The sequence below is a fragment of the Arthrobacter sp. EPSL27 genome (assembly GCF_001512305.1).
Classification (GTDB): Bacteria; Actinomycetota; Actinomycetes; order Actinomycetales; family Micrococcaceae; genus Arthrobacter.
In genome coordinates this window covers 220,496-244,665 of sequence record NZ_LNUT01000001.1, presented here as the reverse complement: position 1 = coordinate 244,665, position 24,170 = coordinate 220,496, and the positions used below count along the sequence as shown (strand labels likewise).

The 24,170-nt window shown below is 68.8% G+C and carries 25 protein-coding genes; 14 read left to right on the top strand and 11 right to left on the bottom strand.

Annotation, left to right across the window (positions count from 1 at the left end; genetic code table 11):
• Positions 1–216: 216 nt before the first annotated feature.
• The 9 genes from AR539_RS01025 to AR539_RS00985 all read left to right on the top strand — a co-directional run bounded on the left by AR539_RS01025 (position 217) and on the right by AR539_RS00985 (position 8,143).
• A complete protein-coding gene (locus AR539_RS01025; protein WP_066431485.1) occupies positions 217–588 on the top strand; it encodes a hypothetical protein in 372 nt (123 codons plus the stop codon).
• Positions 585–1,640: a zinc-dependent alcohol dehydrogenase family protein gene (locus AR539_RS01020; protein WP_066431481.1), complete on the top strand. Its 1,056-nt coding sequence runs from the start codon at positions 585–587 to the stop codon at positions 1,638–1,640. The genes AR539_RS01025 and AR539_RS01020 overlap by 4 nt, the downstream gene beginning before the upstream one ends.
• The gene (locus AR539_RS01015) at positions 1,637–2,083 is read left to right on the top strand and encodes a flavodoxin family protein (RefSeq protein WP_066431478.1); all 447 of its coding nucleotides are present in this window, start codon (positions 1,637–1,639) and stop codon (positions 2,081–2,083) included. The genes AR539_RS01020 and AR539_RS01015 overlap by 4 nt, the downstream gene beginning before the upstream one ends.
• Before the next feature lie 79 nt (positions 2,084–2,162).
• Positions 2,163–3,974: a DUF4389 domain-containing protein gene (locus tag AR539_RS01010; RefSeq protein WP_231728443.1), complete on the top strand. Its 1,812-nt coding sequence runs from the start codon at positions 2,163–2,165 to the stop codon at positions 3,972–3,974.
• Positions 3,975–4,165: 191 nt separating this feature from the next.
• Complete coding sequence (locus tag AR539_RS01005; protein WP_066431476.1) at positions 4,166–5,002, top strand: DUF4397 domain-containing protein; 837 nt, start codon at positions 4,166–4,168, stop codon at positions 5,000–5,002.
• Positions 5,003–5,080: 78 nt separating this feature from the next.
• Positions 5,081–5,842, top strand: a complete 762-nt coding sequence (locus tag AR539_RS01000; protein WP_066431475.1) for a class F sortase — start codon at positions 5,081–5,083, stop codon at positions 5,840–5,842.
• Positions 5,842–6,468 (top strand): sigma-70 family RNA polymerase sigma factor, encoded by a 627-nt coding sequence (locus tag AR539_RS00995; protein ID WP_082699137.1) that lies wholly within the window; start codon positions 5,842–5,844, stop codon positions 6,466–6,468. The genes AR539_RS01000 and AR539_RS00995 overlap by 1 nt, the downstream gene beginning before the upstream one ends.
• Positions 6,455–7,261, top strand: coding sequence for an anti-sigma factor (locus AR539_RS00990; RefSeq protein WP_066431474.1), 807 nt, complete (start codon positions 6,455–6,457; stop codon positions 7,259–7,261). The genes AR539_RS00995 and AR539_RS00990 overlap by 14 nt, the downstream gene beginning before the upstream one ends.
• 102 nt (positions 7,262–7,363) lie before the next feature.
• A complete protein-coding gene (locus AR539_RS00985) occupies positions 7,364–8,143 on the top strand; it encodes an SDR family NAD(P)-dependent oxidoreductase (RefSeq protein ID WP_066431472.1) in 780 nt (259 codons plus the stop codon).
• A gap of 19 nt (positions 8,144–8,162) precedes the next feature.
• Here the strand turns inward: AR539_RS00985 and AR539_RS00980 are convergent, their stop codons facing one another.
• The 4 genes from AR539_RS00980 to AR539_RS00965 all read right to left on the bottom strand — a co-directional run bounded on the left by AR539_RS00980 (position 8,163) and on the right by AR539_RS00965 (position 12,207).
• Entirely contained in the window at positions 8,163–8,822 is a 660-nt protein-coding gene (locus AR539_RS00980; protein ID WP_066431469.1) for a GntR family transcriptional regulator, read from the bottom strand.
• A gap of 129 nt (positions 8,823–8,951) precedes the next feature.
• On the bottom strand, positions 8,952–9,971 hold the full coding sequence (locus AR539_RS00975) for a transketolase family protein (protein WP_066431467.1): 1,020 nt from the start codon (positions 9,969–9,971) through the stop codon (positions 8,952–8,954).
• The gene (locus AR539_RS00970; protein ID WP_066431465.1) at positions 9,968–10,870 is read right to left on the bottom strand and encodes a transketolase; all 903 of its coding nucleotides are present in this window, start codon (positions 10,868–10,870) and stop codon (positions 9,968–9,970) included. The genes AR539_RS00975 and AR539_RS00970 overlap by 4 nt, the downstream gene beginning before the upstream one ends.
• A complete protein-coding gene (locus AR539_RS00965; RefSeq protein WP_066431455.1) occupies positions 10,870–12,207 on the bottom strand; it encodes an MFS transporter in 1,338 nt (445 codons plus the stop codon). Before AR539_RS00965 ends, AR539_RS00970 begins: the two co-directional genes overlap by 1 nt.
• A 223-nt stretch (positions 12,208–12,430) precedes the next feature.
• Here AR539_RS00965 and AR539_RS00960 point away from each other — a divergent pair, with 223 nt between their 5' ends.
• The 4 genes from AR539_RS00960 to AR539_RS00945 are packed head-to-tail and all read left to right on the top strand — an operon-like array spanning position 12,431 to position 16,314.
• Positions 12,431–13,255 carry a sugar phosphate isomerase/epimerase family protein gene (locus tag AR539_RS00960; protein WP_066431454.1) on the top strand — a complete coding sequence of 275 codons (825 nt, stop codon included), beginning with the start codon at positions 12,431–12,433 and terminating at the stop codon, positions 13,253–13,255.
• 38 nt (positions 13,256–13,293) lie between these two features.
• The gene (locus tag AR539_RS00955; protein WP_066431453.1) at positions 13,294–14,070 is read left to right on the top strand and encodes an SDR family NAD(P)-dependent oxidoreductase; all 777 of its coding nucleotides are present in this window, start codon (positions 13,294–13,296) and stop codon (positions 14,068–14,070) included.
• Positions 14,071–14,098: 28 nt separating this feature from the next.
• Complete coding sequence (locus AR539_RS00950) at positions 14,099–15,841, top strand: dihydroxyacetone kinase family protein (protein WP_066431450.1); 1,743 nt, start codon at positions 14,099–14,101, stop codon at positions 15,839–15,841.
• Positions 15,838–16,314: an RpiB/LacA/LacB family sugar-phosphate isomerase gene (locus tag AR539_RS00945; protein WP_066431447.1), complete on the top strand. Its 477-nt coding sequence runs from the start codon at positions 15,838–15,840 to the stop codon at positions 16,312–16,314. Before AR539_RS00950 ends, AR539_RS00945 begins: the two co-directional genes overlap by 4 nt.
• 6 nt (positions 16,315–16,320) lie before the next feature.
• Here the strand turns inward: AR539_RS00945 and AR539_RS00940 are convergent, their stop codons facing one another.
• The 4 genes from AR539_RS00940 to AR539_RS00925 form a co-directional block, all read right to left on the bottom strand.
• The gene (locus AR539_RS00940) at positions 16,321–17,439 is read right to left on the bottom strand and encodes a sulfite oxidase (RefSeq protein ID WP_066431631.1); all 1,119 of its coding nucleotides are present in this window, start codon (positions 17,437–17,439) and stop codon (positions 16,321–16,323) included.
• Between the two features lie 142 nt (positions 17,440–17,581).
• On the bottom strand, positions 17,582–18,436 hold the full coding sequence (locus AR539_RS00935; protein WP_066431443.1) for an SDR family oxidoreductase: 855 nt from the start codon (positions 18,434–18,436) through the stop codon (positions 17,582–17,584).
• 3 nt (positions 18,437–18,439) lie between these two features.
• Entirely contained in the window at positions 18,440–19,444 is a 1,005-nt protein-coding gene (locus AR539_RS00930; RefSeq protein WP_066431440.1) for an aldo/keto reductase family protein, read from the bottom strand.
• Positions 19,445–19,484: 40 nt separating this feature from the next.
• Entirely contained in the window at positions 19,485–20,123 is a 639-nt protein-coding gene (locus tag AR539_RS00925; RefSeq protein ID WP_066431438.1) for a hypothetical protein, read from the bottom strand.
• Positions 20,124–20,346: 223 nt separating this feature from the next.
• Between AR539_RS00925 and AR539_RS00920 the strand changes: the two genes are divergently transcribed.
• Positions 20,347–20,781, top strand: coding sequence for a YchJ family protein (locus AR539_RS00920; protein WP_066431436.1), 435 nt, complete (start codon positions 20,347–20,349; stop codon positions 20,779–20,781).
• On the opposite strand, the gene AR539_RS00915 is transcribed toward AR539_RS00920, so the two are convergent.
• The 3 genes from AR539_RS00915 to AR539_RS00905 form a co-directional block, all read right to left on the bottom strand.
• The gene (locus tag AR539_RS00915; protein ID WP_066431434.1) at positions 20,778–21,617 is read right to left on the bottom strand and encodes a TIGR04086 family membrane protein; all 840 of its coding nucleotides are present in this window, start codon (positions 21,615–21,617) and stop codon (positions 20,778–20,780) included. The genes AR539_RS00920 and AR539_RS00915 overlap by 4 nt on opposite strands.
• 78 nt (positions 21,618–21,695) lie before the next feature.
• Positions 21,696–23,720: an acyl-CoA dehydrogenase family protein gene (locus AR539_RS00910; protein ID WP_066431432.1), complete on the bottom strand. Its 2,025-nt coding sequence runs from the start codon at positions 23,718–23,720 to the stop codon at positions 21,696–21,698.
• Between the two features lie 64 nt (positions 23,721–23,784).
• Positions 23,785–24,111 (bottom strand): hypothetical protein, encoded by a 327-nt coding sequence (locus AR539_RS00905; protein ID WP_066431430.1) that lies wholly within the window; start codon positions 24,109–24,111, stop codon positions 23,785–23,787.
• Positions 24,112–24,170: the final 59 nt, after the last annotated feature.

The window sequence follows — 24,170 nt, the reverse complement described above, 5'->3', positions numbered from 1 at the left end:
GCTAAATTCTGGGGCGGTTCCTGCACGCCATTGGGGGATGAATCGCCTGTTTGATCAGATGTACGGTCTCGCTCGAACCTTGGGGAAGGAAAAGGGCATCCTGCGCTGGCCCGCGTCTGCGGGCCCAGGGCGGGAGACCGCAGCCACCATGACTGTCCACAGCGATTTGTACACTCCACAGGCCGCCCACGGGCACAACGGGAGCTCTGATGCCCTGTGACCCACCGACACCACGGCACCCGGAGCAGCGCCTACTACGCCCATCCCTCACACGGTGATCCCAAGATCAAAGTGCTCATCCGCATCGACACCCTGGCGGAGCAGGCCCGGGTGGACGTCAGGGGAGTGGTCACGCCCGCCAACATCCGCGCCCTCTACGTCGTGTGCCGGCGGGTGGCCGCCAAACTGCCCGGCTACGAAATCGTAGTGGACCTAACCCACGCCCGCGTGACAGCGGACGCCATCGAAGAACTCCACGAGCACGCCCGCCGGTCCGTCATGTCCTCCGGCATCGACGCCTCCGTGACGCCCTGCCGGCTGCGCATCGTAGACCCGCCCACCATCCTCAGAGTCAAGGAGCACGCATGAAAGCGCTCGTCTACGGCGGTCCCGGAGAGAAATCCTGGACAGACGTCCCCGACCCGAAGATCCAAAACCCCAGCGACGCGATCGTGAAAGTGGACACCACCACCATCTGCGGCACGGATCTCCACATCCTCAAGGGGGATGTTCCCGCCGTGACGAAGGGGCGGATCCTGGGCCATGAAGGCGTCGGGACCATTACCGAAGTCGGCTCCTCGGTGACCAGCCTGAAAGTGGGCGACCGCGTCATCATCTCCTGCATCAAGTCCTGCGGCCACTGTGCCAACTGCAAGACCGGGCTCTACTCGCACTGCATGGGCGACGAAGGGGCTTCCGGCATCGGCTGGGTCTTCGGCCACCTGATAGACGGCACCCAGGCCGAGTATGTGCGGGTGCCGTACGCCGAGAATTCGCTCCATCTGCTCCCCGAGGGCGTTCCCGACGAACGGGCGGTGATGCTCTCCGACATTCTGCCCACCGGCTTCGAGATCGGGGTGCAGTACGGCCGCGTAAAGCCCGGTGACACAGTCGCCGTCGTGGGTGCAGGCCCGGTGGGTCTCGCCGCGATCGCCACGGCCGGCCTCTACGGAGCGGCCACCATCATCGCCGTCGACCTTGACGCGAACCGGCTGGAGAAATCGCGCGAGTTCGGGGCCACCGACGTCGTCCTCTCCAGCGACGCCGACTGGAAGGACCAGGTGCTGGCGCTGACCGACGGGCAGGGCGTGGACGTGGCCATCGAGGCGGTGGGCATCCCGGCGACCTTCAGCATGTGCACGGAGGTGGTGCGCCCCGGCGGCAACGTGGCCAACGTGGGTGTGCACGGCAAGCCCGTCGAGCTGCATGTGGAAAATCTCTGGATCCAGAACATCAACATCAGCATGGGCCTGGTGAATGCCAACACCACCTCGATGCTGCTCAAGCTCGTGGCCCAGAACAAGGTGCCCGCGGAGAAGTTCGCCACCCACCACTTCAGCTTCGACCAGTTCCTGGAGGCGTACGACACCTTCGCCCGGGCAGCCGAGACCAAAGCGCTCAAGGTGGTGATCACGGCGTGAAAGCTGTGGTTGTCTACGATTCGGCCTACGGCAACACCAAATCCGTCGCCGAAGCGATCGCCGGCTCGCTCGACGGGCTCGAGGCGACACCCGTGCCCGTGGGCGAATTCAAACCCGAGGCGCTCGCGGCGGGGGACCTCCTGGTGGTGGGCAGCCCCATCAACGGCTGGCGCCCGACGCCGAAAATCACCACGCTGCTTTCGTCCCTGGGCAGCGGTTCCCTCCGGGGCGTGAACGCAGCGGCGTTCGACACCCGCGTCCGGATGTTCATCCACGGCGACGCCGCGAAAAAGATATCCCATGCGCTCAAAGCCGGCGGCGCGGACATCATCGCCGAACCCATGCCGTTCTACGTCAAAGGCAGCGAAGGGCCACTACGCGACGGCGAAATCGAGAAGGCCGAGAGCTGGGCCCAGAGCCTTTTGACCTCGCTGGGACGCTGACCCGGCGGCCACGTTGAACCGGAGGTCCTGACCGGGACCATGTGAAAGGACGGCGCTCATGCGACCAGGCCGGATCGTAATGCTCGTCTTAGGCACGCTCAGCGCACTCCTTGGCCTGGGGCTGCTGGCCGGTGCCGGGGCCGTGGGCTGGGCAAACTACCAGCAGCGCGACAACGGATTCTTCACCACCCCCGTGGAGCGCTTCACCGCGGATTCCTATGCCCTCACCTCGCCGCAACTCGACATCATGACGGAACGCAGTTTCCCGGAAACGGCCCCCGTGGTGGTGCCCGGAAGCATCCTGATCCGAGGTTCTGCAGCCGACCCGGCGCAGGCAATCTTCATCGGGATCGCCCCGCAGTCCGAGGTGTCGGCATACCTCGCCGGCGTCAACCACTCCGAGATCGTCGACGTCAGATTCGCGCCGTTCAGGGCGCAGTACCGGGATATTCCCGGCACGGCGGCTCCGGCACCGCCTGCGGACCAGACATTCTGGACCGCCGTGGCCACCGGGCCGGGCACCCAGGAACTGCAGTGGGACCTGCGGCCGGGCTCGTGGGCCGTGGTCATCATGAATGCCGAGCCCGCCACGCCGGTGGCCGTGGACCTGCGGGCCGGAGCCCGTTCCGATCTCCTGTGGCCCGTTTTTATTGGTCTCCTGGTCGGCGGAATCCTGTTCCTGGTCATTGGTGTTCCCCTGATCGTGTTCGGCGCCGCCGGGCTGGGCCGCGGCAAGGGCGGACCGCCGGCGGGGCCCGGTTACCCGGCGCAGCAGCAGGGCGTGCCGCCGGCCGGACCCGGTTATCCGGCGCAGGGCTACGGACCGCCGGGCCCCGGCATCCAAGGTCCGGCAGGCGCTGCCGGGCCCGGCGGCGTGGCTGGACCTGGCCAGCCGTATCCCGCCCAGCCTTATCCAGGCCAGCCCGGTCCGGGCCAGCAGACCTCCCTTGCCCAGCCCTATGCGGCCGGCACCGTGGCGGGAGCACCGCCGGACGGGGGTGTTGTGTATCCGGCCCGGCTCAGCGGCTACCTGGACCCTGAGCTGTCCCGCTGGAAGTGGCTGGTCAAGTGGTTCCTGGCCATCCCGCACTTCATCGTGCTCTTCTTCCTGTGGTTCGCCTTCGGCGTGGTCACCATCGTGGCGTGGTTTGCCATCCTGTTCACCGGGCACTACCCGCGCTCGCTGTTCAACTTCAACGTGGGGGTCATGCGCTGGAGCTGGCGGGTGGCGTTCTACTGCTACGCCGCGCTCGGCACCGACCGCTACCCGCCCTTTACGCTGGAGCGCACCGAATACCCGGCCGACTTCGACGTCGACTACCCCGAGAAGCTCTCCCACGGCCTGGTGCTGGTGAAATCCTGGCTGCTGGCCTTTCCGCACCTGCTGATCATCGCGCTGCTGACCGGCACCGCCCAGACCTGGGTGTACCACGACGACGAATGGGTGCAGGTGGGCACCGGGATGTCCCTGTTCGGGCTGCTGGTCTTCATCGCTGGGGTCATCCTGCTGTTCACCGGCGTGTACTCGAGGGGCCTCTTCAACTTCCTGATGGGCTTGAACCGCTGGATCTATCGGGTCAGCGCCTATGTGGCACTGATGCGTGACGAGTACCCGCCGTTCCACCTCGACATGGGCCCGCAGGACCCTGGAGACCTCTCCGCCCGTCCCGCCCTGGCACCGCCGGGTCCCGGCTACCCTGTGCTCCCCGGAAGCCCGCCGCAAGGCGAAGCCGGCCGGCCGGGTTTCTACGGGATCGGCGGGCCGGCAGCGTCGGGCCAGGGTGCGCAGGAGCCCGCGCCGGGCACGGGCAGCCCGGACAACCCGCCGGGCCCGGACAACCCGCCGGGCCCGGACAACCCGCCGGGCCCGGATACCCCGCCGCGCACCTAGGACCAGCAGCGCAAGCCATCCAACCCTGACCGGGCAGGAAGGCCGGGCTGCCCCCAGAGGGTGCCCGAACGTCCCGCTGCCTGCACCCAAAAAACTTTTCTTCATGCATTTGCATCCAAATGCTATGCCCCGCCGGTAGTAGGGGTGTCAGCAAAAATCGCCCGCATGGCGGGCCGTTGAAGGAGATGTAAATGCGTACCAGCCTTTTCACCGCAGGCGCCGTGGCAATCGCGGCCTCCCTCGCCCTTGCCGGCCCCGCCCAAGCGGCCGAATCAGACGCCCAACTGTCCGTCCTCCATGGCGTTCCCGGACTCACGGTCGATGTCTGGGTCAACGGCGAACGCACCCTCGACGACTTCACCCCCGGCACCCTGGCCGGCCCCCTGGCCCTGCCCGCCGGAAGCTACGACCTGGCCATTACAGCCGCCGACGCCGCAGATGCCTCGGCCCCCGTGATCGGACCGGTGACGGTCACGCTCGCGGCCAGCGGCAACTACACCGCCGTGGCCAACCTCGACGCAGAGGGCAAGCCGACCGCCAACTTCTTCACCAACGACGTTTCGCAGATTGACGCAGGCAAGGGCAAACTGACCGTGCGCCACACGGCTGCGGCTCCGGCCGTGGACGTCCTCGCCGGCGGTTCGCCCGTCATCTCCGGCCTGGCCAACCCCAACGAGGAGACGCTCACGCTTGATCCCGGCACCCTGTCCGTTGCGGTTGCCGCCGCAGGTACCACGGACCCGGTGATCGGCCCGGCCGATGTGACGGTCGCCGAGGGCACGCACACCGTGGTGTACGCCTGGGGCAGCCTCGCGGACAACAACCTGCAGGTGGCTGTGCAGAACATTGAGGGCCTGCACTCCGCACCCGCCGGTGTTCCCGGCGCACGGTCCGGCGCCGCTGACGCCGGGGCCGGCCTCAACGGCCAGACGGCCGCCGCAGCGGGCATCGGGGCCGCGGCTCTCCTGCTCCTGGCCGGCGGGATCGCCGCGTCCCGCAGGCGGCCGGCACTCCGCCGCATCCGCTAGGCAATAACCCCTAGCCCGGCCGCCCGGCATCCCGCCGGGCGGCCGGGCCCTGGGCTGGTCCACAGGAGGAGGTCAGGCATGAAGATCACGACGGCGCCGGCAGGCCGGAACCCTGTGTGCTCGTCCGCCGGTCCGCGGACGAGCTCGCGGAGCTCCGCCAGCAGCTCCGCGGCACGCTTCGCTGCCGCCCTGGCAACAGCGCTGCTGGTCGCAGGCTGCACGGCCCCCCAAAACACCGCTCCCCAGAACACCGCCTCCCAGGACAGTGCACCTCAAGTCACCTCCAGCCCGGAGGTTGCCGCCCCGCAGGACACGGCGGCCCCGCAACGGCCGGCCCAGGCCGGGGCCTCCTCTATCCCGGTCCGGCCGGCAACGCCGCTGGCACCGACACCCCGGGACCCCGCCCCGCGGAACCTCACCGTGGAGGGGACCACCATCAACATGCCGGTTGTCGAGGTGGGAGTCAGTCCGGACGGGCAGATGGAGATCCCGGAACCCTTTGAGGAGGCCGGCTGGTACCGGTTCGGACCGGCGCCAGGAGCGGCTGCCGGAACTGCCGTGATCGCGGCGCACGTGGACACAACGTCCGATTCGGCGCCCTTTTCCCAGCTCAAATCGCTCACGCCAGGCACCCTGGTGACGGTGCAGCGGGAAGGGGCGGGTCCCGCCACCTTCCGCGTGACCGGCGTCGAACTGATGGCCAAGGACGCGTTCGACGGCGCGTCCCTCTTCCGGCGTGACGGCCCGCCCCAGCTGAAGCTGGTGACCTGCGGCGGCCGATGGCTGGACGAACAGCAGGACTACGGCGACAATGTCATTGTCACGGCGGTGCCTGCATGATGCAGGATGCAGCGCTCATCGTCGCCTCCAGCAGCGGGAAGGAGCCGGGCTTGGCACCTTTCACGGACTCCTCCGCGTGGGACGCGCAGCTCAACGAGTCCTTCGCGGCCGGCGACGAAACCGCGCTGGCAGAGGCGTACCGGCAGTTCTCGCCGTTGGTGCACACGCTCGCCCTGCGCACGCTGCGCGACAGTTCCGCGGCCGACGACGTCACCCAGGAGGTGTTCATCCGGGTGTGGCGCTCGCGGTCCGCGTTCGACCCGGCCAAGGCGCGGCTCCCGGCGTGGATCGTCGGGATCACCCGGAACGTGGTCACGGACGCCCAGGCGGCTTCGACGCGGGAAACCCGGAAGGTGCTGGCCGCCGTCGAGCTCGCCCCGGCCCCGGAAGTATCCGCCGGGCACGCAACCGCAGAGGAACTGGCCGACCGCCTGCTGCTCGACGGTGAACTGGAGAAGCTGGGCGAGCCGCAGGGATCCATCCTGAAGCTCGCCTTTTACGATGACCTGACGCATTCGCAGATTTCCCAAAAACTGGACTTGCCGCTGGGTACGGTCAAAAGCCATATCCGCCGCAGCCTGTCCCAGCTCAGAAGCCGATTGGAGGTAGACCGTGCAACATCTTGACGAGGAGTCCTTGAGCTTGCTGGCCCTTGGCGAAGACCTCGGAGACGACGCCGCGGACCACCTCCGTTCCTGTGCCGACTGCGCAGCGGAACTTGAGGGCCTGCGCCGGGTTGTGGTGGCGGCGCGGCCCGGACCGGAGGACGCTGCCCTGGCACAGCCCGGGCCGCACGTCTGGGCCGGAATCCACAGTGCCCTGGGGCTGGGCAGCGCCGTTGCCGCCGACCCGCTGGGCCCTCCGCCGGAATCGCCCTTCCGGCCGGCGGCACCGTCGCCCTCCGGGGTCCCGGCCGAACTCCCGGCCCCGGACGCGGGGGCGCGCTGGAAAGAGGGACGCAAGAAGCAGGACCGCAGCGGCGGCGCCGGCTGGATCCGGCGGCCCGGCGTGTGGCTGGCGGCCGCGGCGGCCACGGTCCTGCTGGCGGCAGGCGTGGTGTGGTCCGTGCAGCAGAACCAGCCTGCGGTGACCCCGCTGGCCCAGGCCGCACTCGCTCCCGTGGACCAGCACTCCGCCACCGGTTCGGCCCGGGTCGTGGAAGCCGCGGACGGGCAGCGCACACTGGAGGTCCAGGTGGACAAGAACGAGGCCCGCGGTTACCAGGAGGTCTGGCTGATTGCACCGGATCTGTCCCGGCTGGTGAGCCTGGGCGTTATGACCTCGGAGTCCGGCACGTTCGCGCTCCCGGCCGGACTGGATCTGTCCGAGTACCCGATTGTGGACGTGTCCGACGAGCCGGTGGACGGCAACCCCGCGCACTCCAGCGTGAGCATTGTCCGCGGAACCCTCGCCACCTGAACTGATCCATGCCTCCTGAACCGAACCAGGCCTCTTGCCAGTAACCCCCGGCAAGAACATAGTTGAGGGAATTCACCACTCCACGGCAGGAGGCAGGCGACCATGCTGAACAATGAGGTGCCGGGAAACGGCCTGTTGCAGGGCAAGACGGCGCTGATCTATGGCGCGGGCGGCTCGATCGGCGGCGCCGTTGCCAGGGCCTTCGCCGCGGAGGGCGCCTTTGTCCACCTCGCCGGGCGCACGGAGTCGCGGCTGGAAAAGGTTGCCCGCGACATCGAGGAGGAGGGCGGCCGGGCCGAGACCGCCGTCGTTGATGCCCTGGACGAGGAACAGGTAGACGCCTTCGTGGACCGGGTGGCCAAGAAATCGAAGCGGATCGACATCTCCTTCAATGTGATCTCCTTTGGCGACATCCAGCAGCCGCTCATGGAGATCGATGTCAACGATTTCACCCAGCCCATCACCCTGGCCACGCGCACCCATTTCCTCACCACCCGGGCGGCGGCGGCGCATATGGTCAAGCAACGCTCCGGGGTGGTGCTGATGTTCGGCGGCTCCGGCCCGCAGACAGTGCCCGGGCTTGGCGGGTTCAAGGTGGCCCTCGATGCCATGGAGGGGCTGCGCCGGCAGTGGGCGCTGGAGCTGGGAAAAAGCGGCATCCGCGTGGTCACCCTGGTGTCCGGGGGGATCATTGAAACCATTCCGTGGCAGGCCGAGGGGCGGGAGGAAATCGTCGTCGAGATCGCCCGGGCAGCCCATCTGAACCGCACCGCAACGCTGGCCGACGTCGGCAACGTTGCCTGTTTTGTGGCCTCGGACAAGGCCGGTGCCATCACGGACGCCACGGTCAACATCTCCGCCGGCGCGATCGTGGACTACTGAACGCGAAAACCCAAAGGGGCTAGGCCACCAGGTTCGCGGCGGCGCCATCCATGTGTTCCAGGATGGTCTGCCGGGCGAGGGTGGCGTCCCCGGACTCGATGGCCCGCACAATGTCGTAGTGCCTGTCGACACTCATGTTGCTGACGGCCCGCTCCACGCCCGCGTACATGATGGACATGCGGATGGAACCTTCCAGGGACTCCCACGAGTGCAGCAGGGTCTCGTTGCCGGTGAGCCGGCACAGGGTCCGGTGGAACTCGAGGTCGGATTCGATCCGGCCCTCCAGGCTTCCCTCGGCTGCGGCGGCCATGGCCTCGATCGCGGAGCGCAGCGAGGAGGTGACATGCGCCCGGTCGGGGAGCTCGCAGAGCGACCGGGCCGCGAGCGATTCGAGCGCGGCCCGCACCGCAAAGATGTCCCGGATTTCCTTCGCGTCCAGGTGGCGCACCGAGAGCCTGCCGCGCGGACCGGCGGCGAGGAGGCCTTCCTGCTCCAGCTGGCGCAGGGCCTCACGCAGGGTGCCGCGGCTGATCTGCAGCATGTCCGAGAGTTCGGTCTCCACCAGATGGCGTCCGGGCTCGAGTTCGCCGCTGGTAATGGCGGTGCGCAGCGCGGACAAGGCCTGCTCACGGAGACTCTTCTTTTCGAGTCCCAGCAACGGTGCTGTCAGTCCGGCCATGGCGTGTGTCCTCAATATTGCGGGCTCCGGTTGACAATCTACTGTCAACCGTTGGCGTGTTAACTGTTGATCTTACGGCAGAAGCGCGGCGCAGGCCGGTGCCTGCGCCGCGCTTCTGCCTTGGGCGCTCTAGCCGAGTTCGGCGAGGACCTTCGCGACGATTTTGTCGACGGTGAGTCCGTAGCGGTCGTGGAGGGTGGGCAGGGCGCCGGCGTCCAGGAACTCGTCGGGCAGCGCGACCGGGACCACCCGCTTGCCGAGGCCAGCACCCACGACGGCGGAGGCAACGGTTTCGAAGAGCCCGCCCACCACGGAGTGGTTCTCCAGGGTGACGGCGAGGCGGTCCGTGTTGATCTCAGCGAGGACGGTCTCGGCGTCGAACGGTTTGATGGTGGGCGTGTGCACGACGGCGACGTCCACGTGATGGGCCGCGAGGGCCGTGGCGGCCTGCAAGGCCCGCATGGTCATCAGGCCGCTGGAGATGAACACGACGTCGTTGCCGCCGCGCAGCACCTTCGCCTTGCCCAGCTCGAACGTGTAGTCGTATTCGTCCAGGACCGTGGGGACGTTGCCGCGCAGCAGGCGCAGGTAGCTGGGCCCTGCGCTGGCAGCGAGCTGCGGCACGGCCTGCTCGATGTCGAGCGAGTCGCAGGGGTCCACGATGGTCAGGTTGGGCATGCCTCGGAAGATTGCCATGTCCTCGGTGGCCTGGTGGCTGGGTCCGTAGCCGGTGGTCAGGCCGGGGAGCCCGCCCACGATGTTGACGTTGAGGTTGGGCTCGGCGGCGTCCAGGCAGAGGAAGTCGTAGGCGCGCCGGGCGGCGAACACCGAATAGGTGGACGCGAACGGCACCAGCCCCGTCTCGGCCAGGCCGGCCGCGGCGCCGAAGAGCAGCTGCTCGGCCATTCCCATCTGGAAAAACCGTTCCGGATAGGCCTGGGCGAAGATGTGCATGTCGGTGTATTTGCCCAGGTCCGCGGTCAGGCCCACGATCTTGTCGTTCTCCTGCGCTGCCTTGACCAGGGCGTGCCCGAACGGGGCGGACGCGGTTTTCTGGCCGGGGTCCGCGAAGGACGCGATCATGGCCGAGGTCTTCAGTTTCGGCTTCGCGGCCGCCGCAGTGTCCGGGGCCTCGGTGGTGGTGCTCATGCTGAAGCCTTTCCTTCGTAGCCGGCGGTGAGCTGCTCGCGGCAGGTCTGCCATTCGTGTTCCTCGATGCGCATGAAGTGCGCCTTTTCCCGGTCTTCCAGCAGCGGAACGCCGCGGCCCACCTTCGTGTCGCACAGGATCACCGAGGGCTTCCCGGTGACGGCGGCCTGGGCGGCGGCGTTGTCGAACGCTGCCAGCAGCGCGCCGACGTCGTTGCCGTCCACACGCTGGGCGTACCAGCCAAAGGCCTCCCACTTCTGGGTGACGGGCTCGGTGCGGAGCACGGTGTCGGTCTTGCCATCAGCCTGCAGGGCGTTGATGTCCACCATCGCGGTGAGGTTTCCCAGTTGGTGATGGTGGGCGCCCATCGCGGCCTCCCAGGTGGATCCCTCATCGAGTTCGCCGTCGGAGAGGAAGTTGTAGACCCGCGCCGCGGAGCCCTGATGCCGCAGGCCCAGGGCGATGCCGACGGCGATGGACAGCCCGTGGCCCAGTGAACCGCCGGAGATTTCCATGCCGGGGGTGTAGGTGGACATCCCGGACATCGGCAGCCGGGAATCGTCCGAGCCGTAGGTGTCGAGTTCCTCGACCGGGATGATCCCGGCTTCGGCCAGGGCTGCGTAGTGCCCGATCGCGTAGTGGCCGGTGGAGAGCAGGAACCGGTCACGGGCTTCCCAGTGCGGGTCCGCCGCGCGGAACCGGAGCTGGTCTGCGTAGACCGCGGCCAGCATGTCCGCCGCGCCCAGGGCCTGGCCCACATAGCCCTGGCCCTGGACCTCGCCCATGTTCAGGGCGTGATGCCGGATCCGGTAGGCGGCGGCGCTTACCCGCTCGTTCCGCTCGGCCGAGGTTTCGACGGCGGTGCGGCCGGCCGTCTGCAGTGCGTCGGTGGCTGCCATCAGACGTTCACCGACTCGGCGGTGTTCTTGCTGGCTTCGTCCGCGAGCCGGCGCTCGCGCTTGCCCCAGGTTTCCCGGGTGGCGATCGCAGCCCAGAGGCCGATTGCGGCGTAGAGGCTGAAGAGCAGGGCCGGGCCCATCCAGCCGAAGCTGACGAACAGCAGGGTGGTGATGAAGGGGGTGAATCCGGAGACCATGGCCGAAATCTGGTAGGCAAGCGAGGCGCCCGATGCGCGGGTCTTGGCCTGGAACAGTTCCGGGAACCAGGCGCCCTGGGCGCCGGCGAGGGAGTTCTGGCATACGGCGTAGGAGATCACCAGCGTGGCGATGATCAGGACGAACAGTCCGGTGTTGACCAGCAGGAACATGGGGATGCCGAACAAGGCCGCGAAGGCGCAGGACCAGACGTAGAGGGGGCGGCGGCCCACCCGGTCCGTCAGGCGGGCCCAGGCCATGGTGGCAAAAATGCCGACCGCCGACGCGATGCAGAGCGCGATCAGGGTCTGGGACTTGTCCGCCAGTTCCTGTGTGTGGAGGTAGGAAATCATGTAGGTGATGGAGACGGCGTAGCCCGCAGTCTCGGCAATGCGGAGGCCGATGCCCTTGACGATGTTCCGCCAGTCGGTCTTGATGACCTCGACGATCGGGGACTTCACGATGGTGCCGCTGTCCTTGACCTCGTCGAAAACGGGAGACTCGGGGACCTTGGAGCGGATGATCAGGCCGACGACGACCAGCACGATGCTGGCCAGGAACGGGATGCGCCAGGCAAGTTCGCCGCCGAGCTGGACGCTGAACAGGAACACGAGGTTGGCCAGCAGGAGCCCTACCGGGAAGCCGGCCTGGACGATGCCGGTGTACTTGCCCTTGGCCTTCCACGGGGCGTGCTCGTAGCTCATCAGGATGGCGCCGCCCCATTCCGCGCCGAAGGCCAGGCCCTGGACGATGCGGACGAAGACGAGCAGCGCCGGGGCCAGCAGGCCCACCTGGCTGTAGGTGGGGAGCAGACCGATCATGAAGGTGGCCACGCCCATGAGGATCAGTGATGCCACGAGGACGGGCTTGCGGCCGAGCTTGTCACCCAGGTGGCCGCCGATGATGCCGCCGATGGGCCGGGCAGCAAAGCCGACGCCGAGGGTGGCGAAGGCGGCGAGGGTGCCCGTGACGGGGTCGCCCGTGGGGAAGAATGCGGTGCCGAAATACAGGGCGGCAGCTGTGCCGAAACCAATAAAGTCGTAGGTCTCGATCACTGCGCCGACGCCGGAGCCGATGGCGACCCGCTTAGCGTCCTTGGTGCCATGCACCGGCCCCCGCATGCTCAGAGCTTCGTTGCTCATGTGAATCCCTTTCGAAGAGTGGCTGGCGCCGCAACGCCATCACTGTCGACTGTTAACAAATGATACGCCAGTGTGACCCGCGCCATAGCCCAATGTCAACAGTCAACTTCAAAGGTTGACTGTTGACAGTCGACGTGAGTAGTGTGGCGTGCATCACCACCGCACCGCATCACCACCGCACTGCATCATTACCGCATCAGGCGCAACCAGAGGATCAACGACGATGTTCAACCCACGGCTCGGCTGCTCATCCATCAGCTTCCGGCACCAGGACCTGCCCGCGGCGCTCCGCACCATGGCCGGCCTCGGCTTCGAGGAAATAGACCTTGGCGCCCTCCCCGGGGTCTGCGACCATGTCCCGTACGAGCTGGACCTGGCCGCCGTCGATGTTGTGGCGGGGCAGGTCGCGGCCTCGGGCCTCCGGGTGCGCTCGGTCAACGGGGACATCGGGGACCTCAACGCCGTGCTCGACGCCGGTGCGGAGGCGGCCCGCGAACGCCACCTCACCGCGCTGCTCACCCTGACGGCCGCCACCGGGGCGAAAGCCTTGGTCCTTCCCTGCGGCGCGCTGGACCACGATCCGGTGCGGAGCGTTGAGGAGGACCTCGACGCCGTCGCTGCCGGACTGATCCACGCCGCGGCCCGGGCAGCGGAGTTCGGCGTCGAGGTCTGGACCGAGTCGCTGCACTTCCTCCGGTTCTGCTGGAACCTTGAGCGGGCCGAACAGCTCGCCCGGCGGCTGGCAGGGTCCGGCGTCGGGATTGTTATGGACTTCAGCCACATCGTGGCCGCCGGCGAGGACCCGCTCGAGTACCTCCGGCGGCACGAGGGGCGGATCTCGCACGTCCACCTGCGCGACGCGGTGCCGGGCAACATCAACCTCAGCATCGGCAACGGCCAGGCGGACTTCGCCGCGGGACTTCGCGGCCTGGCGGCGCAGGGCTACACCGGACACTTCTCCCTCGAACTCGAGACCCGGGACGTCACCCACGACGAACGCCCGGCCGCGGCCGCGAAGGCCGCCAGTTTCATCACCGACCTCATCTGACCAGCCAACAGTCACACCCCGCACACCCTAGGAGCATCATGAGCACCACCATCCAGCGCACCGCCGTCCTCACCGGAGCCACTTCGGACCGGGGCATCGGCATCACCACCGCCCGCCGCTTCGCCAATGACGGCTGGGCGGTGGTGATCCTGGACCTCGACGGCGAGAAGTCCGCCAAGGTCGCCGCAGAGATCGGCAACGAGTTCAACGTCCCGGCCTTCGGCCACGAGGTGGACGTCGCGAACGAGGACTCCGTCAACGCCGCCTACCAGGCCGTGGCCACCGAAGTCCGCTCCGGCAACCTTCCTCCGGTGGGTGCCGTGGCCAATATCGCCGGGATCACTTCGCCGGTGCCGTTCCTGGAAACCACGCTGGATCTGTGGAACAAGGTGATGGCAGTGAATGCCACCGGCACCTACCTCGTCACCAAGGCCTTCCTCCCGGACATGATCGCCAGCGGCTGGGGCCGGATCGTTAACATGTCCTCCGTTTCGGCTCAGCGCGGCGGCGGCGTCTTCGGCAAGGTCCCCTACTCCGCCGCCAAGGCCGCAATCCTGGGCTTCACCAAGGCCTTGGCCCGCGAACTGGGCGACAGCGGCGTGACCGTCAATGCCATCACCCCCGGCGCCGTGGACACCAACATCCGCGTCGGCAGCACCGAAGAGCAGGAAGCGGCCATCAACGCCGGCATCCCGCTGGGCCGGAACGCCACCACCGAGGAGATCGCCTCCGTCATCGCCTTCCTGTCCTCGGAGGGATCCGCGTACCTCACCGGAACCACCATCGACATCAACGGCGGAAGCCACCTCCACTAGCAGCCCGCCACAGCCGAGAGAGCCCACCATGACCAGAATATTCAACGACCCGTCCGACTTCGCCGAGGAAGCCCTCGCCGGGTTCTGCGACCTCCACTCCGGCCTGGTCCGGCAGGTGCCGGGCGGGGCCGTCCGCCGCCGCCGGTCCGCCCGCCCCAAGGTTGCCGTGCTGGCCGGCGGCGGCTCGGGCCACTACCCGGCCTTCGCCGGGCTCATTGGTGCAGGGCTGGCCGACGGCGCCGTGGTGGGTAACATCTTCACCTCGCCCTCGGCGCAGCAGGCCTACTCCGTGGCGAAGGCCGCGGAAAACGGCGCCGGCGTCGTCTTCGCCTACGGCAACTACGCCGGTGACGTCATGAACTTCGGCATGGCCAGCGAACGGCTGGCCGCGGAGGGGATCGCCGTGGAGAACGTCCTGGTGACGGACGACATCGCCAGCGCCCCGCCGTCGGAATCCGCCAAACGCCGCGGCATTGCCGGGGACTTCACCGTCTTCAAGATCATGGGGGCCGCCGCCGAGGCGGGGGCCGGCCTGGCCGACGTCGTCCGGCTCGGCCGGAAGGCGAACGGGCTGACCCGAAGCATCGGAAGCGCCTTCCACGGCTGCACCTTCCCGGGCGCAGAGTCGCCGCTGTTCACCCTCGATGACCGCAAAATGGGCCTTGGCCTGGGAATCCACGGCGAACCCGGGCTTTTCGACACCGAACTGCCCCCGGCCCGGGAACTGGGCCAGGAACTGGTGTCCCGCGTGCTCGCGGAGACGCCGCCGGGCGCCCGCCGCCGGATCGCCGTGCTCCTCAACGGCCTCGGCTCCACCAAGCACGAGGAGCTCTTTGTCCTGTGGCTGGCCGTGGCCCCGCTGCTGCGGGAGGCGGGCTACACGCTGGTCATGCCGGAAGTCGGGGAACTGGTCACCAGCCTGGACATGGCCGGCGTTTCGCTGACCGTCACCTGGCTGGATGAGGAGCTGGAGCCGCTTTGGACGGCCCCGGCCGAGACGCCGGCCTACCGGCGCGGCACGGCAGCCCTGCCCGCGGGGGACACCGCCGCCGAGCAGGCGCCGAAGGACGACGCCGGCGCCGCGACTTTCGACGCCGGGCAGGGCTCGCGCGCCTATGCGGACAGCTGCGTCGCCGCCCTGGGGGCCGCACGCACCGCCCTGCACGACGCCGAGCAGCGGCTGGGCGACCTAGACGCCGTCGCCGGGGACGGCGACCACGGCCGGGGGATGGTCCGGGGAATCGATGCGGCCCACGCGGCCGCCGCCGACGCGCTGGCCCGCGGGGCCGGGGCCGGGTCCGTGCTGGCCGCGGCGGGTGACGCCTGGGCGGACAGGGCCGGCGGAACATCCGGCGTGCTCTGGGGCGCCGGACTGCGGGCCCTCGGAGAATCCCTCGGCGACGAGGACGCGCCCGGCACGGAGGACCTCGTGGCCGGGGTGCGGTCTTTCGCCGCCCGGATCGTCGAACTGGGCGGGGCCGAGGTGGGGGACAAGACCATGGTGGATGCGCTGGTTCCGTTCGCCGAATCCTTCGGCCTGCTGGCCTCCGCCGGGTCACCGCCCGCGCAGGCGTGGGCGGAGGCGGCCGCCGCGGCCGCCGCCGCGGCGGAAGGCACCGCCGCCCTGCGCCCCCGCAAGGGACGCGCCCGTCCCCTGGCGGAAAAGAGCCTGGGGACCCCGGATCCGGGAGCCACGTCCCTGGCGATGGTTTTCGATGTGGTGGGCCCGCACCTGGCCGCCGTCCGCCAGCCGGCCGGGGCACGGGCATGAGCGCCGGCATCCGCCTGGTCCTCGGCGCGGACGAGGCCGGCGTCGACTACAAAAACCGCATCCTCGAGGACCTGCGCTCCGATCCGCGGGTGGGCGAGATCATCGACATCGGCGTCAACCGCAGTGACGCGCCCGAGCAGTTCACCCGGCCCTACCCGTACGTGGGCATCGCGGCCGGGGAACTGATCCGGGACGGCCACGCCGACCGGGCCATCCTCTTCTGCGGCACGGGAATCGGTGTGGCCATTGCGGCCAACAAAGTGGACGGCATCCGGGCCACTACCGCCCACGACTCCTTCAGCGTGGAACGGTCGGTGCTGTCCAATGACTGCCAGGTCCTGACGATGGGCCAGCGGGTGGTGGGACTGGAACTGGCCCGCCGTCTCGCCCGGGAATGGCTGGGGTACACCTTCGACCCGGCGTCGGCGTCGGCGGACAAGGTCAGGGTGCTCACGGACTTCGAGGGGTGCTGAGCTGGGCTATTCCACCGTCACCTTGATCCGCTGCACCACGTTGTTGCCCATGCCCTGGTAGTTCCAGGCCTGCTCCAGCGGCTGGACGGAACCGGTGGCGTCCGTGGCCCGGCAGGCCAGCTCATGCTCGCCGGCGTCGGCCACCCACGGCAGGGACCACGCGCACCAGGCGAACGGTCCGGCCGGATGCTCCACGTGCGCCGGGGTCCACTGGCCGTCGATCCCCACGTCGACGCGCTCCACGGCACCCTCCCCGGACCAGGCCCGGCCGGTCAGCATCACCGGCCCGGCCGGCAGCACCCGGCTGCGCGTGAAAAAGTCCGGCACGCCCGGCGGGACCATCAGCGAGCGGACCTTGATCCACGTGACCGGAGTGCCGGCGTCGTCCGCGTCCCGCTGGTAGCGGTAGGCCACCGCCTGCTGGAAACCGTCGAACGGCCGGGTCAGCACGTTGATGGAGGACAGCCACTTCACGCTGGCCATGCCGTACCAGCCGGGGACCACCAGCCGCAGCGGGTAGCCGTGCTGCGGGGGCAGGTCATTGCCGTTCATCCGGTAGGCCAGGACGATGTCCGGCCGCAGCGCCTCACTGATCGGGAGGCTGCGGGCGAACTGCTGCCGGACGCCGCCCTGCAGCCCGCTGTCCGCGCCGGTGAAGACCACCTCGACGGCGTCGTCCTCCACCCCGGCCTGCGCCAGCAGGTAGGCGAGCGGGACCCCCGTCCACACGGCCGTGCCGACCGCTTCCAGCCGCCAGGGCTGGCTCAGCGGCCGGGGCCGCAGCAGCGAGCGGCCGTTGCCGGCGCATTCGAGGGTCACGGGGATGCTGATCCGCGGCGCCCGGCGGAGCGCCTTGAGGTTCAGTTCCAGGGACCGCTGCACGGCGCCGCCGATCCGCAGGTGCCAGTGCTCGGCGTCGATGAACGGGATGTCGAAGTGGTTCAGCAGGTAGTGCAGCCCGGCAGGGGTGGTGTCACTCTGCAGCGCTTCCAGCGGCATGGAGTGGTTCCGCGCCGCGAGCTGGAGTTCCTCCGCCGTCAGCGGGCCGTGGCTCGGTTCCCCGGCGTGCGGCGCGGGTGTCCGGCCGTGGCGGGGGCTTTTAAGGATGGTGGAGTGGCGGGACATCTGCTTGGGCATGGCACTGCGATTCTCCTGAAGGACCAGCCCGGTGGTGGACCGGTGTGACCTTTAATCAGGTCTACGCCGCGGCCCGGAAACCGTCAACACCAGACCCGGCAGTGCCCGGGCTGGATCGTGTGCGCCCGGGCTAGATGGTGTGCGACGCGGCCAGGAACTCGGCAAGACTGAGGGGTTCGCGGCCCGTGAGTTCGTGCACGGCCGACGTCGGCCCCGCCAGTTCGCCGGCGGCGATCGCGGTGTACGTGCTCACCCAGGCGTCCACCTGCCACGGCGGGGCGCCATACGACGCGCGGGAGGCGTAGGCCTCTTCAACGGTCTCGTTGTGGAAGGAGATGGTCCGCCCGGTCCCGGCGGTGAGGAGGGCGGCGGCCGTGGCCAGGGAGAGGTCCTCGGGGCCGGTGAGGTTGTACGTCCGGCCGACGTGCAGGGCGGGGTCCCGCAGCACGGTCACGGCGGAGCGGGCGATGTCCTCCCGGGCGACGGCCGCCATCACACCGTCTCCGGCCGGCCCGCGGATGACGCCGTCCGCACCGGCCAGCAGGGGCAGGAAATCGAGATAGAAGTCGTTCCGCAGGAAGGTGTAATCCATGCCGGAGGCCTTGATCCATTCCTCCGTGGCGTAATGGTCCCGGGCCAGGGTGAAGGTGGCATCGGGCGCGGCCCCGAAGAAGGACGTGTACACGATGTGCTGCACGCCGGCGGCCATCGCGGTGTCCACAAAAGAGTAGTGCTGCTGCAGGCGGTCCTCCGCCTCGGAAGCGGAGACCATAAACAGCGTCTTCACCCCCTCCAGTGCCCCCTTGGCCAGCACCGCGTCGGCGTAGCTGCAGACCGCCGGGACGGCGCCCTCCAGTTCCGGCGCGCGGCCGGCGTCGCGGACCAGCAGCCGCTGCGGGCTGCCCGCCTCGACCAGCAGCCGGGCCACCATGCCGCCCAGATGGCCGGTGGACCCGGTGACGGCGAGTGCGGGCGCCGCAGCCATGCCCTACGCCTCCCGGGAAGCGGGAGACTTGGTCTGGGCCGGGTCCCGTTCCGCGAGCGGGCCGATCACGTCGTCAATCTTCGCCATGATCCCGGCGTCCAGCTTCACGCCGGCGGCCGCCACGTTCTTCTCGATCTGCTCGGGCCGGGACGCCCCCATGATGGCCGAGGCCACGTTCGGGTTCTGCAGCACCCAGGCAATGCTCAGCTGGGCCATGGTGAGCCCGGCCTCGTCGGCGATCGGCTTGAGCTTCTGCACGCCGGTAAGGACCTCATCGGACATCCAGCGCTCGATCATCTTCGAGCCGCCCTTGGCGTCCGTGGCCCGGCTGCCCTCCGGGGCAGGCTTGCCGGGGTGGTACTTGCCGCTCAGCACACCCTGGGCAATGGGCGACCACACAATCTGGGAGAGTCCCAGCTCCTCGGACGTCGGCACCACTTCGGCTTCGATGACGCGCCACAGCATGGAGTACTGCGGCTGGTTGGAGATCAGCTGGAAACCCAGTTCCTTGGCGAGGGCGTGCCCGTCGCGGATCTGGGCAGCGGTCCATTCGCTGACGCCGATGTAGAGGGCCTTGCCCTGCCGCACGATGTCGGCGAACGCCTGCATGGTTTCCTCCAGCGGCGTCTCGTAGTCGTAGCGGTGGGCCTGGTACAGGTCCACATAGTCCGTCTGGAGCCGGGTCAGTGAGCCGTTGATGGCCTCCATGATGTGCTTGCGGGACAGGCCCAGGTCATTGTGGCCCTTGGGTCCGGTGGGGCCGAAGACCTTCGTGAAAATCTCCAGCGACTCGCGCCGCTCGTCCTTGAGGGCCTTGCCGAGGACGGTCTCCGCGGCAGTGTTGGCGTAGACGTCCGCGGTATCGAAGGTGCTGATCCCGGCGTCGAGCGCGGCCCGGACGCACTGGGTGGCGACGTCGTTCTCCACCTGGGAGCCGTGCGTCAGCCAGTTGCCGAACGTGATTTCCGAAATTTTGAAGCCGCTGTTCCCGAGGTATCTGAATTCCATGGGTTCCAACGTAGCCGACATGCTTGCCCGGGGTAAGGGTTCAGCCCGCTTTGCGTTCCTGGGCCTGGGCTGCGGGCCGCTGCTGGGTCTGGTGCGGCTTCTGCGGCAGCGGCAACCGGCCGGGAAGGGAGACCAGCGAGCCCGTGTCCAGCAGGGATTGTGCGGCGGGCATCGCGGCCTTTTTGAAGGCGGGCGGGACTGTTCCGAGCTGGCCGTTGCGGTCCGTGGCCGACTCAACGAGGGGCGCCACCGCGGTCACGTCCCGCGCGGGAACGGTGGGGCTGGGGAGTTCGCGGACGGACACATTGACGGCGGGGGCCGCCTCCGCCTTGGCCCGTGCGGCGGCGCGGGCATCGGCCTGCGCGACGGCGGCGGCCCAGTCCGGGGACAGCGCCGGCTCCTTTTTGGCGGGTTTCGCCGGCTTCCCGGGCTTCGCAGCCTTCACGGCCGGCGCGGGCGTCGCCGCCACGGGGGCGGGCCGGGCGGGCCGCGCTGAACGGCCGGTGGCCTTCAGCAGCACACGCCCCGCGGCCATGATGATCACGGCGGCGAGCCGGCCGAGGCCGGCGATCACCAGCGTGGCCACAAAGACCAGGAAAAGACCGAAGAACATGACCAGCGCCACTGCGAGGGTGCCAAAGAAGGTCAGGTTGAGGGCAATGGTTGTCGGATCTTCCATTTCACCTCTCCTGGCCGGCCTTGCAGCGACGCCGCCCGCCACGAGCGGCGGGCAACAGCACCCCTTAACCATACGGACTTTTTCCGCCGCCGTGCCGCCATCGGGTGTCCACGCCGGGGCATGTTGCCTCGGGCCGGGGCTCCGGAGCCCCGGCCCGCCGGGCCCTGCGCCTATAGTCTGGAAGAACGCCGCCGGGGAAGCCCGGCCCGCTGAAAGGACAATTGTGACGCCCCGATCTGTTTCCGGTCCCGGCCCGGATGCCCGGCCGGACCAGCCGCCGTTCCGCGGCAACTGTCCCTGCCTGTCCGGGGAGCAGTACGCGGACTGCTGCGGCCGATTCCACTCCGGCGCAGCGGACGCCCCGACGGCGGAGCAGCTGATGCGGTCCCGGTACAGCGCCTTCGTGGTGCTGGACGCCGGCTACCTGCTGCGCACCTGGCACCCGGACACCCGGCCGGCCTCACTGGAACTGGACCCGGACATGCAGTGGCGGCGCCTGGACATCCTTTCCACCGTGCGCGGCGGCCCGCTGGACACCGAGGGCACCGTGGAGTTCAAAGCCCACTTCCGGCATAACGGCGAACGCGGAGTCCACCACGAGACCAGCCGCTTCCGGCGTGTCAGCCGCCGCTGGTACTACCTGGATGAAGCCGCCTAGCGTTCCTCGACAGTGTCCACCGGGGTGAAGCCTGCACGGTCCACCTTGCGGTGGAAGCGCATGCCCGCCGTTCCGCCGAGGACCGCGCCCACCAGGGCGACGGCGGCTACCACCACCGCGGCGATGATGCTGGTGGTGGTCAGCTCGCCCTCGTTGACCGGGATGCGCGGGAAGCTGTTGAGCTGGGCCAGGATGTTGTACTGCTGGCCGGCCACGAGGCCGAGAATGGCGACGACCACCGCGGCGATGAGTGCCCAGACCCACACCATAAAGCCCTGTTTGGCTCCGTTGAAGCGCGCCATCCGGCCCGCCACGTAACCGCCGGAGAAGTACGACACGAACAGGATGACCAGCAGCACGATGATCCCGGCCATTCCCACCGTCTGATCGGCGGAGTTCACAGCCTCGTTGACGTCCGTGTTGGTGGCGAGGCCGACGGCGGTGCCGGCGGCCGCGACCAGCGCGGTCAGCAGCACGGCCATGCCGGTGGCGGCGAGCCAGCCGAAGAACGCAGAGCCGACCTTGATGCCGCCGAACTGCTCCTTCTCCCGGGCCACTACGGTTTCCCGGGTGGGGACCTCCTCGACGACCGTCTCACGCACCGGTTCCTCATGGCGCACGGCCGTCACCGGCTGGCTGCGCGTCGGTTCCGTGCGGACCGTGTCGGTACGGACGGCATCGGTGCGCGCGGTGTCCGGGCGGACAGTATCCGTGTGCGCCGTGTCGGTGTGTGCTGTGTCCTGCCGGGCGTCGTGGATCCGTGCGTTCTGGCTGTCGGCGTTGGTGCCGGCGGGGGATCGGGGGGTGCGGTCCTCAGGACCTGCTGGGGTGCTCATGAGGTACACATAACCACGGGCACCACAAGGTAGCAAGGATGCTTACTATGTGTTTGGTCGCGCCCCGCCGAGCGCTGCTCAGCGGTACTTGCGGTGCAGGTTCTCCTTGACCGAGGCGCGGGGGCTGGCATCGGCAATCCAAGGGCCCGTGCCCTCGGACTGGTCCAGGACGCCGGCCTCCAGCCATTCGTAGTCTCCGGCCAGGACGTTGCGCGCGAGCACATGGTCGCCGTCGTCGGTGTTGCGCCAGAGCTGGTCGAAGTACTCATCCACACGCACGCGGGCCTGCTCGCAGAACGCCTCAGCAAGTTCGTAGGCGGAGGCGCCCCGCTCGGGGGAGGTGCGCAGCAGCATTTCAGCCCGGGAGCAGGCTGCGGCCATGGCGAATAGTTCGGCGCCGATGTCCACAATCCTGCCCAGGAACGCCTGTTTGTGCTCCAGTTTCGCCTGCCAGCGCCCCATCCCGTAGAAGGTCTGGCGGGCCAGCCGCCGGGAGGACCGTTCAACGAAACGCAGCTGCTTCGCGAGCCGGCCGAAGTCGCTGTAGGACCGCGGGTCCAGGCCGGCCCCGGCCACAAGCTTGGGCAGCCACCGCGCGTAGAAACCGGACGCGCCCACGGCGGCCCGGGCCTTGTCCGACAGGGTGGCATCCTCCGAGGCGAGGTCCCCGGCGGCCGCGAGGTGCGCGTCCACGGCTTCGCGGGCGATGAGCAGCTTCATGATTTCCGAGGAGCCCTCAAAAATCCGGTTGATGCGCAGGTCGCGGAGCTGCTGTTCGGCCGGCACGGCACGCTCGCCGCGGGCCTCCAGCGAATCCGCCGTCTCGAAGCCGCGTCCGCCGCGGATCTGGACCAGTTCGTCGGCGATCCGGCAACTGATCTCGGTGGACCACAGCTTGGCCAGGGCCGCCTCGATCCGGACGTCCTTCTGGCCGGCGTCGGCCATTTCGGCGGACAGCTCAAACACGGCGTCCAGCGCGAAGGCGCTGGCCGCGATGAACGCGATCTTCTTGCCCACGGCTTCGTGCCGGCCCACAGGGCGGCCCCACTGGGTGCGGGCGTTCGACCACTGGCGGGCGATCTTCAGGCTCCACCGCCCGGAACCGACGCAGAGCGCGGGCAGCGCCAGCCGGCCGGTGTTGAGCGTGGTGAGGGCAATCTTCAGGCCCTGCCCCTCCCTGCCCAGCCGGTTCGCCGCGGGCACGCGGACCTGGTGGAAGCGGGTGACGCCGTTCTCGATGCCGCGCAGGCCCATAAAGGCGTTGCGGTTCTCCACGGTGATGCCGGGGGAATCCATCTCAACCACAAAGGCGCTGACCCCGCCCTTATGGACCGTACCGTCCGCATCCGTACGGGACGGAACCACGGCCATGACCACCACCAGTTCGGCGATCACACCGTTGGTGGTCCAGAGCTTCACGCCGTCCAGCACATAGGACTCGCCGTCCTCGGACGGGACAGCGGTGGCTCCCATCCGGGCGGGGTCGCTGCCGACGTCGGGCTCGGTCAGCAGGAACGCGGTGATGGCCCCGGCGGCGCAGCGCGGCAGGTACTCCTGTTTCTGCGCGGGGGTGCCAAAGACCTTGACCGGCTCCGGAACTCCGATGGACAAGTGGGCGGAGACCAGGGCGCCGAGGCTGGGGTGGACGGAACCCAGGAGCGACAGGGCCCGGCCGTAGTACACCAGCGAGAGGCCCAGTCCGCCGTAGTCGCGGGGGATCTTCATCCCAAAAACTCCCAGCGCGGCCAGCCCGCGGATGTATTCATCCGGAATGCGGGCATCGCGCTCAATGGTGCGCCCGGACAAGGTGCGGCAGTAGTCGGTGAGGCGGGCCATGAACGCCTCGCCGCGCTCGACGTCGTCCGCCGGGGCTTCCGGCCACGGGTGGATCAGGCTGAGGTCGAAGCTGCCAAGGTACAGGCCCTTGGCGAAGCTGGGCCGGTCCCAGCTGGTCTCACGGGCTGCCTCGCTCAGGGCCCGGGCGTCGGCGGCGGTGGCGTCGGGACCCAGCGCCTCGGGCGGGACGGGAACCTCGGTAGCGGTGCCGCCGGACGCGGCGCCGGCTGAGTTGTCGGTGGCTGGGTTTTCAACGGCGGAGCTCATCGGGCATCTCCTCTGACCGGGGTTACCGGCTCGAGCCCTGGATCCGCCGCGGGTGGAGGACCCTTCAGCTGTCCCGCAATACTACCCGCGGGTAAGTGCCTGTACTAGGGGCCGGTTGGCCCATAATTTCGGCCGCGATGTCCCCGGCGAAGTCACCGGAAAGCTCCACGGACGAGGCGTGGTGGACCAGCCGGTCCCACGCGTAATTGATGCCGTGCACCAGCCCCAGCAGGACATTCGACGCCACGATCCAGGCGAGGCGGCCGACGCCCACCAGCACCAGGGCGAGGAACGACGCCGTCATCAGAAAGACTGTGATTACCAGGGCAAACACCAGCGTTCCGATGAACACCAGCGTGGCGGTTTCCACTGCGCTTAGGTCGAACTGCATTCTTCCCCCTGCAACATCGCTTCGGTTGAATCAGTAGCCCGAGCGTAGGGTGCGGGGAT

What these genes read in the sequence shown, in the direction of transcription:
- AR539_RS01020 (WP_066431481.1), top strand. Translation starts at nt 585, where the DNA reads ATGAAAGCGCTCGTCTACGGCGGTCCCGGAGAGAAATCCTGGACAGAC.
- AR539_RS01010 (WP_231728443.1), top strand. Translation starts at nt 2,163, where the DNA reads ATGCTCGTCTTAGGCACGCTCAGCGCACTCCTTGGCCTGGGGCTGCTG.
- AR539_RS01005 (WP_066431476.1), top strand. Translation starts at nt 4,166, where the DNA reads ATGCGTACCAGCCTTTTCACCGCAGGCGCCGTGGCAATCGCGGCCTCC.
- AR539_RS01000 (WP_066431475.1), top strand. Translation starts at nt 5,081, where the DNA reads ATGAAGATCACGACGGCGCCGGCAGGCCGGAACCCTGTGTGCTCGTCC.
- AR539_RS00995 (WP_082699137.1), top strand. Translation starts at nt 5,842, where the DNA reads ATGCAGGATGCAGCGCTCATCGTCGCCTCCAGCAGCGGGAAGGAGCCG.
- AR539_RS00985 (WP_066431472.1), top strand. Translation starts at nt 7,364, where the DNA reads ATGCTGAACAATGAGGTGCCGGGAAACGGCCTGTTGCAGGGCAAGACG.
- AR539_RS00980 (WP_066431469.1), bottom strand. Translation starts at nt 8,822, where the DNA reads ATGGCCGGACTGACAGCACCGTTGCTGGGACTCGAAAAGAAGAGTCTC.
- AR539_RS00975 (WP_066431467.1), bottom strand. Translation starts at nt 9,971, where the DNA reads ATGAGCACCACCACCGAGGCCCCGGACACTGCGGCGGCCGCGAAGCCG.
- AR539_RS00970 (WP_066431465.1), bottom strand. Translation starts at nt 10,870, where the DNA reads ATGGCAGCCACCGACGCACTGCAGACGGCCGGCCGCACCGCCGTCGAA.
- AR539_RS00965 (WP_066431455.1), bottom strand. Translation starts at nt 12,207, where the DNA reads ATGAGCAACGAAGCTCTGAGCATGCGGGGGCCGGTGCATGGCACCAAG.
- AR539_RS00960 (WP_066431454.1), top strand. Translation starts at nt 12,431, where the DNA reads ATGTTCAACCCACGGCTCGGCTGCTCATCCATCAGCTTCCGGCACCAG.
- AR539_RS00955 (WP_066431453.1), top strand. Translation starts at nt 13,294, where the DNA reads ATGAGCACCACCATCCAGCGCACCGCCGTCCTCACCGGAGCCACTTCG.
- AR539_RS00950 (WP_066431450.1), top strand. Translation starts at nt 14,099, where the DNA reads ATGACCAGAATATTCAACGACCCGTCCGACTTCGCCGAGGAAGCCCTC.
- AR539_RS00945 (WP_066431447.1), top strand. Translation starts at nt 15,838, where the DNA reads ATGAGCGCCGGCATCCGCCTGGTCCTCGGCGCGGACGAGGCCGGCGTC.
- AR539_RS00940 (WP_066431631.1), bottom strand. Translation starts at nt 17,439, where the DNA reads ATGTCCCGCCACTCCACCATCCTTAAAAGCCCCCGCCACGGCCGGACA.
- AR539_RS00935 (WP_066431443.1), bottom strand. Translation starts at nt 18,436, where the DNA reads ATGGCTGCGGCGCCCGCACTCGCCGTCACCGGGTCCACCGGCCATCTG.
- AR539_RS00930 (WP_066431440.1), bottom strand. Translation starts at nt 19,444, where the DNA reads ATGGAATTCAGATACCTCGGGAACAGCGGCTTCAAAATTTCGGAAATC.
- AR539_RS00925 (WP_066431438.1), bottom strand. Translation starts at nt 20,123, where the DNA reads ATGGAAGATCCGACAACCATTGCCCTCAACCTGACCTTCTTTGGCACC.
- AR539_RS00915 (WP_066431434.1), bottom strand. Translation starts at nt 21,617, where the DNA reads ATGAGCACCCCAGCAGGTCCTGAGGACCGCACCCCCCGATCCCCCGCC.
- AR539_RS00910 (WP_066431432.1), bottom strand. Translation starts at nt 23,720, where the DNA reads ATGAGCTCCGCCGTTGAAAACCCAGCCACCGACAACTCAGCCGGCGCC.
- AR539_RS00905 (WP_066431430.1), bottom strand. Translation starts at nt 24,111, where the DNA reads ATGCAGTTCGACCTAAGCGCAGTGGAAACCGCCACGCTGGTGTTCATC.